Origin of the sequence: Pseudomonas sp. S35 (assembly GCF_009866765.1) — a bacterium.
In the GTDB taxonomy this organism is placed as follows: Bacteria; Pseudomonadota; Gammaproteobacteria; order Pseudomonadales; family Pseudomonadaceae; genus Aquipseudomonas.
Genome location: NZ_CP019431.1, coordinates 3,530,755 through 3,545,211, shown reverse-complemented (window position 1 = coordinate 3,545,211; position 14,457 = coordinate 3,530,755). Strand labels below are relative to the sequence as shown.

Below are 14,457 nucleotides of genomic sequence, written 5' to 3'. Positions count from 1 at the left end.
TGTTGCCCGCTCGCACAGGTTGTTAATGGTCCAGTGCAGTCAAAATCCCATGGGCCAGTTTGACCCGCTCTGCATTCGGGTAGTTCTTGTTCGCCAGGATCACCACCCCCAATCCTTTGCTGGGCACGTAGGCAGCATAGGCGCCAAACCCATTGGTTGAGCCTGTCTTGTTCACCAGGGTATTGGCGCGCGGCGCCTGCGGCGGGGTCAGCCAGTTCACCTTGTGCGGTTCGATGGCCATTGGCGTGGAATTGCCGTCAATCAACGCATCGAGCGTGATGGGATAGGGGTACATTTCCCAGCCCAGGCCTTGGGTCATGCCGTCGACGGTGTAGTAGCCGGTATGGGTGATGGCGATTGCCTGTTGCACGGCGCTTTCCAGCTTCGCCGGGTGCATGTTGGCTTGCACATAACGCAGCAGGTCCGAGGCGCTGGTCTTGATGCCGTACGCCTCGCTGTCCATCGCGCCGGGGCCGACGCGCACCGGTTTGCCGTCCTTGCCGTAGCCTTGGGCGTACAGGCTCATTTGGCTCGGCGGCACCTTGACATACGTGTGCTTGAGCCCGAGTTTGGGCAGCAGGGTTTTTTCCATCGCCTGATCGAACGGCTGCTTGAGGCTCTGCGCTGCCAGGTAGCCGAACAGGCCCAGGCTCGGGTTGGAATACAAGCGCTGGGTGCCAGGCGCGAAGTCGGGTTTCCACTGCTGGAAGTAGCTGATCATGTGCTGATTGTTGTCGGCCTCCCGTGGGAACTGCAGGGGCAGGCCACCGGCGGTGTAGGTGCCGAGGTTCAGGACGCTGATGTGGTCGAACTTACCGCCGCCCAAGGCCGGCAGGTAGTCGCTGGCCGGGGCCGACAGCTTGAGTTTGCCGGTGGCCGCCGCATAACCGGCGAGGGTGGCGGTGAAGGTTTTGCTCACCGAGCCGATTTCGAACAGGGTGTCTTGGGTAACGGGTCTGCGCGTGTCGATGGCGGCAACGCCGTAATTGAAGTAGTGGGTCTTGCCGCCCTGCACGACACCCACGACGAGGCCGGGAATCGACTGCTGCTGCATCAACGGCTTGACGCTCGCGTCCACCAGCGTCTGCAGGTTGTTGGCGGCCAAGCAATTGCCGGCAGTGAGGAGCAATAACACGGTGGGGGTTAGCAGGCGCACTGTCGAGGTGGACTGTGGTGGCATGACGTCCTTCCAATGAAGTTATGGGGCTATAAAAAACAAATTAAACCAGATGCTTACGGAACCAACCTAATGTTCTTTCCCAGGCAAGATTCGCCGCCGCCTCGTCATAACGTGGCGTCGAGTCATTATGGAACCCGTGATTGGCGCCTTTATAGATATAGGCCTCGTAGGTCGTGCCCGCTGCCTTCAGTGCGTGCTCATACGCCGGCCAGCCTTCGTTGATTCGCGTATCCAGCTCACCGAAATGCAGCATGATCGGCGCCTTGATACGCGGCACGTCCTTGGCCTCTGGCTGGCGCCCGTAGAACGACACTGCTGCACCCAACTCGGGGTAGGCCACTGCCGCCGCGTTGGTCACGCCGCCGCCGTAGCAGAAGCCGGTGATGCCGACTTTGCCGGTGCTGCTGTCGTGGTGCATCAGCCATTCGATGGCGGCGAAGAAGTCGTTCATCAGCTTGGTCGGGTCGACGGTTTGTTGCAGTGCCACGCCTTTTTCATCGTTGCCGGGGTAGCCGCCGACGGAGGTCAGGCCATCCGGTGCCAGGGCGATGAACCCGGCTTTGGCCAGGCGTCGGGCGACGTCTTCGATATACGGGTTGAGGCCGCGGTTTTCATGGACCACCACCACTGCTGGCAGTTTGCCTGGAGCCTTGGCCGGTCGCACCAAGTAGCCGCGCACCGTACCGTTGCCTTTGGGGGACGGGTAGGTGATGTAGTCGGCGACGATGTCCGGGTCGGTAAATTTCACTTGCTCGGCCAAGGCGTAGTTGGGGCTCAGGGCTGCGAGCAGGGCCGAAGCACTCAGGCCGGCAAAGGTGAACAACGCGGCGCGGTCGAGAAATTCTCGGCGGTTGATCTTGCCGTGGGCGTAACCGTCGTAGAGCTCCAGCAGTTCGGGGGCAAAGTCCTTCGCAGTAAGACGAGTCATCGGTGTAATCCTCGATTAGCGGTGGCAGTCAATGTAGACCAGTATCAGCGTTACGCTCATGGGAGTGGGCTTGATGAATTTGATGCCCTGGTTGCCGGTCACGCAGTCGAAGTGCGGCAGGCTACTCTGTTTATCAGGGCAAGCGCCTGATGGGAATACAGCCAAACTTTTGTGGAGCGGTGCATGACACGTCGAATCTTGCCGGTTGCCCTTGTCCTGGGTTTCATCGCCAGCGCCCAGGCGGTGGAGTACAAGGACGTCAACCACACCGCCAGCCAGATCAGCTTCACCTACGAGCAGTTGGGGCAGCGGATGTATGGGACATTCAAGGACTTCGAGGGCACCTTGACGTTTGACACACAGGCACCGGAGGCGGGACATGCGTTGCTCAAGATCCAGCTCGCCAGCATCAATGCCGGCAGTGACGATGCCAATGACACCTTGCAAAGGGCGTCCTGGTTCGACGTCGAGAGCTATCCGGTGGGCGTGTATGAGTCCTCGGGGGTGAAAGCGCTGGGGGATAACCGCTTCACGATCAGCGGCAACCTGACACTCAAGGGCACCACGCGCCCGGTGGCGATGAACGTGGTGCTCAAGGAGCTGGATGGCATTGGCGTGTTCGACGGCGAATTTATCCTCAACCGCAGCGACTTCAAGATCGGCGAGGGTGAATGGGCAGGCAACAGCGTGGTCTCCAACGACATCCACATTAAATTCAAGATGGTCGCGCCCCAGCGCTAGCGGGCGAAGTGCTTCGCGCCGGCCACGCAGCCGATCACCGCCACTGTCACCAGCACCATGCCCAGGCTCACCTGCTCATGCAGCAGGCCCGCCGCCAACGCCAGGCCGAAGAACGGTTGCAGTAACTGCAACTGGCCGACGGCCGCGATTCCACCCTGGGCCAGCCCGCGATACCAGAACACAAACCCGATCAACATGCTGAACAGCGACACATACCCCAGGCTCAGCCAGGCCGGCAAGCTGATGCCGGTAACGCTCGACGGCGCAAAGAGCAGGCTCAAGGGCAGCACCACCGGCAACGACACCACCAGCGCCCAGCAGATCACCTGCCAACCGCCCAGGCAGCGCGACAGCTTGGCGCCTTCGGCATAGCCCAAGCCGCACACCAGCACCGCCAGCAGCATCAACAAGTCGCCAGCCGGTGCGGCGCTCAAGCCCTGGGCGAAGGCATAACCCATCACCAGCACACTGCCCAGGATCGAAAACAGCCAAAACACCGGGCGTGGCCGTTCGCCGCCGCGCAGTACGCCAAAGACGGCAGTGGCCAGGGGCAGCAGGCCGATAAACACAATGGAGTGTGCGCAGGTGACGTATTGCAAGGCCAGGGCGGTGAGCAGTGGAAAGCCAATTACCACGCCTAGGGATACGATTGCCAGGGACGCCCATTGATGGCTTGCCGGGCGTTTCTCCTTGAACAGCCAGAGCACAATCAGCCCGAGTACGGCAGCAATGGCGGCGCGAATCATGGTGAGGAACACCGGGTCGAACTCCATGACCGCCAGGCGCGTGGCGGGCAATGAGCCGCTGAAAATCACCACGCCGATGAAACCGTTGATCCAACCCTGGGTGCTGCTGTCCAGGTTGCTGAGGGGCGACGTACGTTCCATGAGGGGCTGTCCGGAAAAAGAAAAGTTGCGTGGAGCCCATCCTAGGATCGAAGATTAAGACAATCAAAAAATTGTCATGGATACATCGCCAATGCCCCGCGCCCGCTACAAGTCGCTGGTCGATACGTTTGCCCAAGACATCCGCTCGGGGCGCCTGCCGCCCGGCACGCGCCTGCCCACCCACCGCCAATTGGCCGCCGCGCATGGGCTGGCGCTGGCCACCGCGAGCCGCGTGTACACCGAGCTTGAGGCGATGGGCCTGGTCAGCGGGGAAACCGGGCGAGGCACCTTTGTTCGCGAGATCTCGCTGCCGCCAGGGCAGGGCAGTGGGCAGATGAGCGTTGCGCCGGGCATGCTCGATCTGAACTTCAACTACCCGTCGCTACCAGGCCAGGCCGACCTGCTTCGCACCGCGTTGCGTCAATTGGCGCTGTCCGGCGACCTGCAAGCACTGCTGCGCTATCAACCCCACGCGGGGCGCCTGCACGAGCGCGCGGCGGTGGCGCGTCATCTGTTGCATCGGGGCCTGACAGTGGATGCCGAGCAGGTGCTGGTGGTCAGCGGTGCCCAGCATGGTTTGGCGGTCACCCTGATGGCGCTGCTCAAGCCGGGGGATGTGATCGCCGTCGACGCGCTGACGTACTCGGGGTTCAAGGTCTTGGCCGAAACCCTGCATCTGGAAATGGTCGCGATCCCGTTCACCGCCGTTGGTCCGGACCTGGATTATCTGCAAACCCTGTGTCGCAAGCGTTCGGTGCGTGCCGTCTACAGCATGCCCACTTTGCACAATCCCCTGGGCTGGGTGATGGACATGGCCCTGCGCGAGCAGTTGGTCGCCATCGCCCGCCAGCACAATCTGATGATCATCGAAGATGCGGCCTACGCGTTTCTGGCCGAAGCTGCGCCCCCACCCGTGGCGAGCCTGGCACCGGAGCGCACGGTGTATGTGGGCGGGTTGTCGAAGAGTGTCGCCACCGGGCTGCGCGTGGGGTTTATTGCGGCGCCGGTTGCCTGGATGAAGGGGTTGGAGCGCACCATCATGGCCACCACCTGGAATGTGCCCGGTGTGATGAGTGCCATTGCGGTGGGCTGGCTCGAAGATGGCACTGTCGCCCGACTGGAAGCCCAAAAGCGTCAGGATGCCCAGGCTCGACAAGCCTTGGCTGCGCAGGTGTTGAAGGGGCTGGCGTATACCAGCCACCCGTCATCGTACTTTTTGTGGCTGCCCCTGACGGAAGAGGCTCGCGCCGACCAGGTCGCCATGACCTTGCAGCGCGAGGGCGTCTGCGTGTCCACCGCCGAGCCGTTTGCTGTCTCGGCCCACGTGCCCCATGCGCTGCGCCTGGCCTTGGGCTCGGTGGACATGCCGGCACTGCGCGAAGCGTTGCTCAAGGTGCGCAAGGTGGTGGCCTGGTGAGCCACCCCTGGCCATCAGAATTTAAAGGCTTGGCGACCGATCAACAGCCAGTGGCCTTTCTGCTTCTGCCAGACCTGGAAGTTTTCGATGTCGGTGGGCACTTCGACGCCGCTGTTCACTGCCTGGGCGTGAAAGTGGTTGCGCACCAGTGCGGTGTCGCCTTGCAAGGTGATGCTCTGCTTTTGCATTTCCAGGGTCTTGAAGCCGCTGCGACCGGTCTCGATGTCGGCGATGAACTCCTGTTTGTTCTGGATCTTGCCGCTGGAATGGCCGTAGGTGAGCTGCTCGGCGGTGAGGGCCTGAAGCTGCTTGATGTCTTTATGCAGCATGGCCTGGGTCAGGTGATCGACCGCTTGGGCCACGTCTTTGTCGGCGGGGGCTGCGGCGACGTAGCCGCTGAACAGGCACAGAAAACCGATCAGTGCTTTGACGTTTTGCATGGGTGTTTCCTTATTGTTGTTGGGGTGTGCACGACAGTTATAGTCATCGTACAACCATGCAATATTTATTGTGAAGATGGAAAGTGAAATTTTTAAATATCCTGAAAAGGTTGGGGTTGTAAGGGATGGTCTCCTTATGTGATGTCCCAACACATTGGAATTTTCCGTTCGGCTATTCTTGTCGCTTCCGAGGAGGCTGGCGCATCGCTATGCTAACGCCGACCCTACTCCTGCCCGAGAGAAAAAATGGATTTTGACTGGCACAGCGCGCCCCTCACCCGCGCCACTCCCGTGACCGCGCACTACAAAAACACCCAGAACGTGCGCCGCTTCATGCTTGAGCACTGCGGGCCTACCTTCAAGTTTGACCGACCCTTTATGGCGTGGATTCGCAACGATACCCCCAAGGTACTGGGCGACGTGGTGGATGAATGGCAGCGCCGGAACGCTGGCTCGCACCCATGAACACGGCAATGTGCTGCCGACATTTGTTGAGGGTGGGTGCGGCGGCGCCCTGAAGACAAAGCCAAGCAAATGACACGCTGAAGCTCAAAATGTGGGAGGGGGCTTGCCCCCGATGGCAGTGGTTCAGCTGGAACAGCTTTGCCTGGCACTCCGCTATCGGGAGCAAGCCCCCTCACACAGGGTGAATCGTTAGTTTGCTGCCAGTGGCGGAGTACGCGGCGGGATCAAGCGCTTGCTCCCGGTCGCCTCATACGCGGCCGCCAGCCGCAGCAGCGCCGAGTCATCGTAAGCGCGACCGGCAAACGTCAGCCCTACCGGCATGCCGATATCCACCATCACGCCCATCGGCACGGTGACGGTAGGCACGCCCAGGTGGCGGATGGCGAGGTTGCCGTTGGCCACCCAGATGCCATTGCTCCAGGCGATGTCGGCACTGGCTTCGTTCACATCGGCGTCCGCTGGGCCTACATCGGCCACGGTGGGGAACAGCACCGCGTCGAGGCCGAGCGTGTCCATCCAGTCTTCCAGGTCGATGCGCCGCGTCTGCTCAAGGCCGCGCAGGCCGTCGGGTACGGTGCTGATTTCATTCCAGGGCGTGATGCCGCGCTCGGCCATGCGCACGTATTCGTCCATGCCGGCGGCGAGGTCGTCCTCACGGTTGGGCAGGGTGCCGGGGTCGTGGGGGAAGATCTTCGGGCCGTCCACATTCGCCAGGCGGTTGAGGGTTGGGTCGTTGTTGGCGCGCAGGAAGTCATCGAAAGCCCAGGCAGACAGTTCCCACAATTCGTCGTGCAGGAATTCCTTGGACACCAGCCCACGGGTGAACACCGTCGGCGCGCCGGGGCGATCGCCTTCGCAATTGGACACCAGCGGGAAATCCACCTCGATAACTTCAGCGCCGGCCGCTTCGAGCGCCTGGCGGGCGTCTTTCCACAGGTTGATCACGCTGTCACGGGTGTTGATCCGTTGCCCGGTCGGGCCGCCGATGCCGGGCTTTTCGCTGGTGCCGGCGTCGGGGTCGGCATTGATGTACATGCGCGGCACGCCCAGGCGTTTGCCCACGAGGTAGTCGGCTGTTGCGGCCAGCTCCATGTAAGACGCCGGGCGCACGTCGGCGACGCTGGGGATCGGCACCCAGGGCTGCAGGCGCCACAGGTCGCCACGGGTGTCGGGGTCTTCGGCGACCACCACATTGAGCACTTCCAGCAGGTCGGCCATAGTGCGGGCGTAGGGCACCACCACGTCCATCGTCGGCGTCAGCGGCCAGTTGCCGCGCACCGAAATCACTCCACGGGATGGGGTATAGGCGCACAGCCCGTTGTTGGACGCCGGGCCACGTCCGCTGGACCAGGTTTCTTCCGCCAGGCCGAACGCGGCGAAGCTGGCGGCGGTGGCAGTACCGGCACCGTTGGACGAGCCGGAGGCGAACGGCGCCGTGAGGTAGCTGGCGTTATACGGGCTTTCGGCACGGCCATACACGCCACGCTGCATGCCGCCATTGGCCATCGGTGGCATGTTGGTCTTGCCCAGGCAGATGGCGCCACCGGCGCGCAGGCGTTCGATGGTGAACGCGTCGCGATGGGCGGTGAGTTTGGCAAATGCCGGGCTGCCGGAGGCCGCCGTCAGGCCCTTGACCAGGTAGCTGTCCTTCGCGGTGTAGGGAATGCCATCCAGTGGCCCCAAGGTTTCGCCCTTCGCCCGGCGCGCATCGGACGCCTCGGCTTCTTCAAGCGCTTGGGGGTTGCGCACCACCACGGCATTCAACGCTGTTGCAGTCTGTGGGCCGTCGTAGGCCTCGATCCGTGCAAGGTAAGCCTGGACCAGCTCAACGGCAGTGGTCTGGCCGGATTCAAGCGCAGCGCGCAATTGGGCAATGGAGACTTCGGTAACTTGCATGACGTTTTCTTCGCCGCCTTAAGTTGAGGTATGGCCGCAGTCTACGTACAGATATTTCACAAAACCAGCGCGGAATAGTCCGCGAAGGCGGCGCGCATCACCTGCCAGGTGAGCTCGTCGGCGGGAATCAGATGCTCGATACGCAGCGAGGTGAGGGTGATGTCCTGGGGCATGCCGAAGGTGGTGAAGGTCGACAGAAAGTTCAGCTCGCCTTGGCTTGAGCGGATGCGCGTGAGCACCAGCGGCGGCATTTCGCTGGGCAACTTAGTGTGAGTGGGCACTGGCAAACTCGCCAGCAAAGCAGCCAATGCCGGGCTGCCCAACGCCTCGCGAGTTGCCCGTTGCCAGGCGAGGGTGCGGATCTCTTCGGCGTTGATCAAGTGATCGCCCAGGCCACCGGTTTGCAGCAGGGTGGTCAGCAGGTTCAGGCCATCGGCTGCATCCGCTTTGATCCCGACCAGCTTGAACAGCACGCCGGTGCTGGCATTGGCCGCCAGCACCTGCCACTCGCTGCCCAGCAGAATCGCCGGCGCGGGGTTGTTGGCGTGCAGCACATGGCTGACCGCATCGCGAATCGCGGCCATGGCCGGTGAGGCGAGCGGGGTGGCGGTGTAGCGCGGCGCGTAACCGGCGGCGAGGAAGACGCGATTGCAATGCGCCAGCGGTGTCTCCAGTGCTGTCAGCAGCGTATGCAGCGTTGCTGGACTCGGTTTGGCGCGGCCGGTTTCAATGCAACTGAGGTGGCGCTGGGACATTCCGGTGATCAGCGCCAGGTCCAATTGGCTCAACTTGGCCTGGCGACGCAACTGGCGCAGGTGTTCGCCGGCGTTAGCAGGGTTTTCCATGGTGTGTCCATGACCTCCGAGGTCATTGCGAGGGGCCAAACCTTATCACTAAGGTGGGGCTCGATCACTTCAAGGAAGACATCATGCCAAGACCCTCGATTGCCCTGGCCGCTTTGCTCGGGTTTTCCCTCTACACCCTGTTCACTCTGTTGACTGCCGAGCAGTCGTTATTGGCGTTTGGGCAGGAATTGCTCTCGCGGCCGGACACCGCGCAAGTGGTGATCGACCTATACCTGATGGCGGTATTGGCGTGCGTATGGATGTATCGGGATGCTCGTGGGCGAGGGCGCTCGGTGTTGTCGGTGCTGCCGTATTTTTTGCTGACGGCGGTGTTCGTGTCGGTGGGCCCGCTGCTTTACATCGTGGTGCGGGGGCGAGGGAGCAATGACCGCCGAACAATTTCCAGGCTGGCATGAAAACTCTGCGGCTTTCCTCTGACTTCTGTGGTGAGCGAGCTTGCCTCGCGCGGGGCAAGCCCGCTCACCACAAAGGAGTCCGCTCACCAGAAGGGAGTTAGTGGAGTCGGGAAATTTCGTTTTCCATAGGTGGTTTTGCAGCCATCCGAGAAAAATACACCGCCGTATAGCCTTCGTGGGGAGCGGTTTTTTGTGGTGAGCGGGCTTGCCCCGCGCTGGGCTGCGCAGCGGCCCCATTAGAACCACCCCCCGTTTTTGCAGACAAACCGAGTTGTATGGTTTTGGGGCTGCTTCGCAGCCCAGCGCGGGGCAAGCCCGCTCACCACAAAAGCCCGCTCACCACAAAGGAGTCCGCTCACCAGAAGGGAGTTAGTGGAGTCGGGAAATTTCGTTTTCCATAGGTGGTTTTGCAGCCATCCGAGAAAAATACACCGCCGTATAGCCTTTGTGGGAAGCGGTGTTTTTGTGGTGAGCGGGCTTGCCCCGCGCTGGGCTGCGCAGCGGCCCCATTAGAACCACCCCCGTTTTTGCAGACAAACCGAGTTGTATGGTTTTGGGGCTGCTTCGCAGCCCAGCGCGGGGCAAGCCCGCTCACCACAAAGGAGTCCGCTCACCAGAAGGGAGTTAGTAGAGTCGGGAAATTTCGTTTTCCATAAGTGGTTTTGCAGCCATCCGAGAAAAATACACCGCCGTATAGCCTTTGTGGGAAGCGGTGTTTTGTGGTGAGCGGGCTTGCCCCGCGCTGGGCTGCGCAGCGGCCCCATTAGAACCACCCCCGTTTTTTGCAGACAAACCGAGTTGTATGGTTTTGGGGCTGCTTCGCAGCCCAGCGCGGGGCAAGCCCGCTCACCACAAAGGAGTCCGCTCACCAGAAGGGAGTTAGTGGAGTCGGGAAATTTCGTTTTCCATAGGTGGTTTTGCAGCCATCCGAGAAAAATACACTGCCGTATAGCCTTTGTGGGGAGCGGTGTTTTTGTGGTGAGCGGGCTTGCCCCGCGCTGGGCTGCGCAGCGGCCCCATTAGAACCACCCCCCGTTTTTTGCAGACAAACCGAGTTGTATGGTTTTGGGGCTGCTTCGCAGCCCAGCGCGGGGCAAGCCCGCTCACCACAAAAGCGCCTCACTTACTCAAATCAATCAAGGGTTGAGGAACGCCTGGTAGTTGTCCTTGGTGATCTGCTGGTAAGGGATGGTCAGCTCAGCCTCGTAGGGCTGTTTTTTCACCATCTTTACCGCCAGATCAATCGAACCGACCGCCTGCCCCTTGTTGTCCTGATACGCCGTTACCAGCAACAGGCCTTTTTTCACCGCATCCAGCCCGGCCGCGCCGCCATCGCTGCCGGCGACCAATATGTCCTTGCCCGGTTGCATCCCCGCCTGGCTGATCGCCATGGCCGCGCCAATCGCCATTTCATCGGCATTGGCGGCCACTGCATCGATTTTGCGGCCCGACACAATCCAGTTGTTCATCAGGTCAATCGCTTTGCTGCGCTGCCATTCGGCGCTTTGTTCCTCGACGATCTTGATGCCGGGGTAGTCCTTGAGCACGTTCTTCACGCCCAGCGTACGGTTGTGCGTGGCGTTGTTGGACAGCAACCCGAGCATGATCGCCAGGTTGCCCTTGCCGCCCATTTTTTCTGCCAGGTAGCGCATCTGGATCTCTCCGGCCTTGATCTCGTCCGAGCCTACATAGCCAATTCCCGGTGGCACATCCTTGAACTCCGGGCGACGGTTGACGTACACCAGCGGAATTTTCGCCTGCTGGGCATTCACCGTCATTTTCTGCGTGGCTGCCGTGTCCACCGCATTGACGATGATCGCGTCCATGCCTTGTGCGCTGAAGTTCTGCACCTGATTAAGCTGGCGCACCACATCGCCCTGGGCGTCCTCGAATTGCAGGGTCACGCCGGGCAGCTCCTTGGCGTGGGCGGCCATGTAGTCGCGCATTTGTGCGAGGAATACGTCATCGACCTGGGCGATGCTCACGCCGATGCGTATATCGGCCAGTGCCCAAGGGCTGACCATCAGGGTAAACAGTGCCGCAAGGAGTTGCTTTTTCATGATGTTGCTCCGCTGTTTTTGTTGTTGTTAAAGCGATTCATGCCTGGCGCTTGGCACGCATCTGCGCCACCGCAGCGGCGAAGTCCGAATAAGGCCAGCGTTGGTCGAGAGCTTGCTGCATCAACTGCTGCCCGGTCTGCGGGGCCAGGCCCTGCAACGGTGGGTCGGTGTCGAGGTTGGTGGGGAAGGAATAACCATCGGCGGTGCAGGCAATCACGGCTTGGGCGTCCAACGCTGGGTTGGCCAGCAACGCCGGATAGACCGCGAGCATCATGCGGTCACGGTCGAGGGCTTCCATCGGTTTGCCGAATGCCGAGGAGATTTGCAGCAGGTTGGCCATGCGATGGCAATCGACGGTGCGGTTGGTGCCGGCGGCATGGAACAGCGCCGGGTTGAAGAACAGCAGGTCGCCCTTGTTCAGTGCCAATTGCACAGCGTGCTGCTGGAAGTAGTCGATAAAATCTGCGCGGCGCCACGCCAGGTAGCCCAAGGCGTATTGCTGGGAAAACGGCAGCAACTGGGTGGGCCCGCTCTCCAGCGGCATGTCCGTGTGGGCTACCGCGCCTTGCAGCGTCAGGTATTGGGACAGCACGTGCAGCGGCAGGGGAAAACGCTCCACCACATCGTTGGTCTGGAAACCCAGGTGGTAATCCCGGTGCGGCTGTTGCGCTTGCCCGCCGGGGTGCACCACATTCACCTGGGCGGTGACTTGATAGCTCGGCCCCAGCCAGGCTTCGGCAATCAGCCCCAGCAGCGGGTTGGCGTAATACTCGACAAAGGATTGCGGTGACTGCAACGCGGCTTTTTGCAGCGAGTTCCAGATACGACCATTGCTACCGGCCTTGGCAAAATGATCGGCGGCCACCCCTTGAGCGGCTTCATGGGCAAAGATCGCCTCGAACACCTGGCTATGGCGATCCACCACCTCAAGGTCTTCATAGGCCTGGCGCACCACCATCACGCCCGGTCCGTCACGGAACAGGCGGTGCAACTCGTCCATTACGGTGTGGCGGTCGCTGTTACGCAGGGTGCGGGCCTGATAGATCGGCACATTGCCGGCCACCTCAGCGCACAGTGGATAATCCTTGGCATGGGCCTGTTGCGAGCACAGCCGCTGGAAGTCTTCCAGGTGCACCGCATCGGCGCTGACGAATGCCGACATCACACACCTCCCGGCAGGCTCAGGGCCTGATGCGGTTGCGGGCTGCCGGCGTCGCTGCAGCCGATTACGCCTTGCTCCAGGTCAATCACCGAACCGGTCATCATCCCCGACTCACGGGACAGTAAAAACGCCACGCTCTGCGCCACTTCCTGCGGCTTGAGCAGGCGCCCGAACGGCTGCGCGCTTTCGGCCTTGGCCAGCCAACCGTCCTCGGCACCGTGGTACTGGCGCTGGATATCATCCTCGTGGGGCGTGTCCATCCAGCCGATATTCAAGCCATTGACCCGAATGCGGTTGCGCAGGGCGCTGAACGCGACGTTCTTGGTGAGGATCGCCAGGGCACCCTTGGACGCTGCATACGCACTCAAGAACGACTGCCCGCCATGACCAGTGACGCTCTGGATATTCACCACCGCGCCTTCCACACCGTTGCTGATCATCAGTTTGAGCGCTTCCTGCATCAGGAAAAACGGCGCTCGTACGTTCACCGCAAACAGCCGCTCGAACAGCTCCGGCGAGGTGTCGAGGATGGTGCCGCGGTCCGACATCCCGGCGCAGTTCACCAACCCATGCAAGGTGCCGAAGTGGGTACGCGCCGCGTCGATGATCGCGCGGCAATCCTCGACTTTCTCAAGGTCCGCTTCGACAAAAAATGCCTGGCAATCCAGTTGCGCCAGTTGCCTCACTTGCTCTTCACCCTGGGCGCGGCGACGGCCACAGATGATCAGCCCGGCGGCGCCGCGTTGCGCCAGGGTGTGGGCCACCGCCGCGCCCAGGCCTTGGGTGCTGCCGGTGACGACAAAATATTGGCCGCTGAACGAGGTGGCGAGATCGGTGTGGGGCATGAAGTTCTCCTGGATTTTTTGTTGTTTTCGTCGCCCGACTCGACGACGGGCAAAACGGAGACTAGCATTGCAAAGCCTCAGCAACGCCCAAAAAAGACATCAAAAACACCTCAGGCGAAACCCATGCTCGAACGCGCAAAACACTTCTCCATCAAGCAACTGGCGACCCAGGCCGGTGTGAGTAAAGCCACCGTCGACCGCGTACTGCACCAGCGCGGCAGCGTGCATGCGCAGACCTCGCGACGTATCCAGCAAGCGCTGGATGAGTTGGAGTCCCAGGAAAAAAACGGCCTGGCGGTGGGCCGCACCTTCCATGTCGACGTGATCATGCACACGCCTCAACGCTTCAGCGCGGCGGTGCAGGCGGCGATCGTCGCGCAACTGGGCAGCCTGGCGCCGTTTCGCATCGCGCCAAGGTTCCACCTGTTCGAAGAGATCGAGCCCCAGGCCATGCACGACCAACTGCTGCGCTGCCTCGACACCGGCAGCCAGGGCGTGGTGCTCAAGGCTGCGGACGAGCCGGCGGTGAACCAGGCGGTCAAGCAGTTGATCGCTGCCGGTATTCCGGTGGTGACGTTGGTGACGGACTTGCCGCAAAGCGAGCGCATCGGCTACGTGGGCATGGACAACCGCACCGCCGGGCAGACCGCTGCCTACCTGATGTCACGCTGGCTGCCGGCGCAACCCCAGGACGTGGCGGTGGTGATCGGCAGCGAGCTGTTCCGTGGTGAAGAAGAGCGCGAGATGGGCTTTCGCGCCTGGCTGCGTGGGCGTGCGGCGCATTTGCGGGTGCTGGACATCAGCGGCGGCTATGGCGTGTACGACCGCACCTTCGAACGCGTGACCCAGGCGCTGAAACAGCACCCCGACCTCAAGGCGGTGTACAGCGTCGGCGGCGGCAACCGTGCGATTGTCGACGCGTTCGCCGCCCTGGAGCGCCCACTGGAGGTGTTTATCGGTCACGACCTCGACGAAGAAAACCGCCAGTTGCTGCGCGAAGAAAAAGTCGCCGCGATCATCGATCACAACCTGCAGATCGATGCGCGCCATGTGTTCCTGCACATCCTGCAACACCATCGGCTCTGGAAGGCCGGCCCGATTGCGCCGTCACAGGTGCAGATCGTCACACCGTTCAACCTGCCGGACTGAGTGCTCCCTTCAAAAACAACATCAGG

At 61.6% G+C, this 14,457-nt stretch carries 14 protein-coding genes and 1 pseudogene; 5 read left to right on the top strand and 10 right to left on the bottom strand.

Features of this window, described 5'->3' with window-relative positions; genetic code table 11:
• Positions 1-22: 22 nt before the first annotated feature.
• The 3 genes and pseudogenes from ampC to PspS35_RS30340 all read right to left on the bottom strand — a co-directional run.
• Complete coding sequence (ampC, locus tag PspS35_RS15690; RefSeq protein WP_159935659.1) at positions 23-1,180, bottom strand: class C beta-lactamase; 1,158 nt, start codon at positions 1,178-1,180, stop codon at positions 23-25.
• Between the two features lie 40 nt (positions 1,181-1,220).
• Positions 1,221-2,108: a YghX family hydrolase gene (yghX, locus tag PspS35_RS15685; protein ID WP_159935658.1), complete on the bottom strand. Its 888-nt coding sequence runs from the start codon at positions 2,106-2,108 to the stop codon at positions 1,221-1,223.
• A gap of 39 nt (positions 2,109-2,147) precedes the next feature.
• Positions 2,148-2,231 (bottom strand): annotated as a pseudogene (locus tag PspS35_RS30340) (PaaI family thioesterase); the annotation flags it as partial.
• A 60-nt stretch (positions 2,232-2,291) separates the two neighbouring features.
• Between PspS35_RS30340 and PspS35_RS15675 the strand changes: the two are divergent.
• The gene (locus PspS35_RS15675; RefSeq protein ID WP_159935657.1) at positions 2,292-2,849 is read left to right on the top strand and encodes a YceI family protein; all 558 of its coding nucleotides are present in this window, start codon (positions 2,292-2,294) and stop codon (positions 2,847-2,849) included.
• On the opposite strand, the gene PspS35_RS15670 is transcribed toward PspS35_RS15675, so the two are convergent.
• The gene (locus PspS35_RS15670; protein WP_159935656.1) at positions 2,846-3,736 is read right to left on the bottom strand and encodes a DMT family transporter; all 891 of its coding nucleotides are present in this window, start codon (positions 3,734-3,736) and stop codon (positions 2,846-2,848) included. The two genes, PspS35_RS15675 and PspS35_RS15670, sit on opposite strands and share 4 nt — an antisense overlap.
• Before the next feature lie 91 nt (positions 3,737-3,827).
• Between PspS35_RS15670 and PspS35_RS15665 the strand changes: the two genes are divergently transcribed.
• Positions 3,828-5,153, top strand: a complete 1,326-nt coding sequence (locus tag PspS35_RS15665; protein ID WP_159935655.1) for a PLP-dependent aminotransferase family protein — start codon at positions 3,828-3,830, stop codon at positions 5,151-5,153.
• A gap of 14 nt (positions 5,154-5,167) precedes the next feature.
• Here PspS35_RS15665 and PspS35_RS15660 read toward each other — a convergent pair whose 3' ends face one another.
• Positions 5,168-5,593, bottom strand: coding sequence for a nuclear transport factor 2 family protein (locus tag PspS35_RS15660; protein WP_159935654.1), 426 nt, complete (start codon positions 5,591-5,593; stop codon positions 5,168-5,170).
• 246 nt (positions 5,594-5,839) lie between these two features.
• Between PspS35_RS15660 and PspS35_RS15655 the strand changes: the two genes are divergently transcribed.
• On the top strand, positions 5,840-6,058 hold the full coding sequence (locus PspS35_RS15655) for a DUF6434 domain-containing protein (protein ID WP_159935653.1): 219 nt from the start codon (positions 5,840-5,842) through the stop codon (positions 6,056-6,058).
• A 189-nt stretch (positions 6,059-6,247) separates the two neighbouring features.
• Here the strand turns inward: PspS35_RS15655 and PspS35_RS15650 are convergent, their stop codons facing one another.
• A complete protein-coding gene (locus tag PspS35_RS15650; RefSeq protein ID WP_159935652.1) occupies positions 6,248-7,954 on the bottom strand; it encodes an amidase in 1,707 nt (568 codons plus the stop codon).
• Positions 7,955-8,010: 56 nt separating this feature from the next.
• On the bottom strand, positions 8,011-8,799 hold the full coding sequence (locus tag PspS35_RS15645) for a helix-turn-helix transcriptional regulator (RefSeq protein WP_159935651.1): 789 nt from the start codon (positions 8,797-8,799) through the stop codon (positions 8,011-8,013).
• An 83-nt stretch (positions 8,800-8,882) separates the two neighbouring features.
• Between PspS35_RS15645 and PspS35_RS15640 the strand changes: the two genes are divergently transcribed.
• Entirely contained in the window at positions 8,883-9,215 is a 333-nt protein-coding gene (locus PspS35_RS15640; protein WP_159935650.1) for a DUF2834 domain-containing protein, read from the top strand.
• Positions 9,216-10,351: 1,136 nt separating this feature from the next.
• Here the strand turns inward: PspS35_RS15640 and PspS35_RS15635 are convergent.
• Genes PspS35_RS15635 through PspS35_RS15625 form a run of 3 tightly spaced genes read right to left on the bottom strand, consistent with a single transcriptional unit; the run spans position 10,352 to position 13,282 of the window.
• A complete protein-coding gene (locus tag PspS35_RS15635) occupies positions 10,352-11,275 on the bottom strand; it encodes a sugar ABC transporter substrate-binding protein (protein WP_159935649.1) in 924 nt (307 codons plus the stop codon).
• Between the two features lie 37 nt (positions 11,276-11,312).
• Entirely contained in the window at positions 11,313-12,437 is a 1,125-nt protein-coding gene (locus PspS35_RS15630) for a phytanoyl-CoA dioxygenase family protein (protein ID WP_159935648.1), read from the bottom strand.
• Positions 12,437-13,282 (bottom strand): SDR family oxidoreductase, encoded by an 846-nt coding sequence (locus tag PspS35_RS15625; RefSeq protein WP_159935647.1) that lies wholly within the window; start codon positions 13,280-13,282, stop codon positions 12,437-12,439. The genes PspS35_RS15630 and PspS35_RS15625 overlap by 1 nt, the downstream gene beginning before the upstream one ends.
• A 123-nt stretch (positions 13,283-13,405) precedes the next feature.
• Between PspS35_RS15625 and PspS35_RS15620 the strand changes: the two genes are divergently transcribed.
• The gene (locus PspS35_RS15620) at positions 13,406-14,431 is read left to right on the top strand and encodes a LacI family DNA-binding transcriptional regulator (RefSeq protein ID WP_159935646.1); all 1,026 of its coding nucleotides are present in this window, start codon (positions 13,406-13,408) and stop codon (positions 14,429-14,431) included.
• Positions 14,432-14,457: the final 26 nt, after the last annotated feature.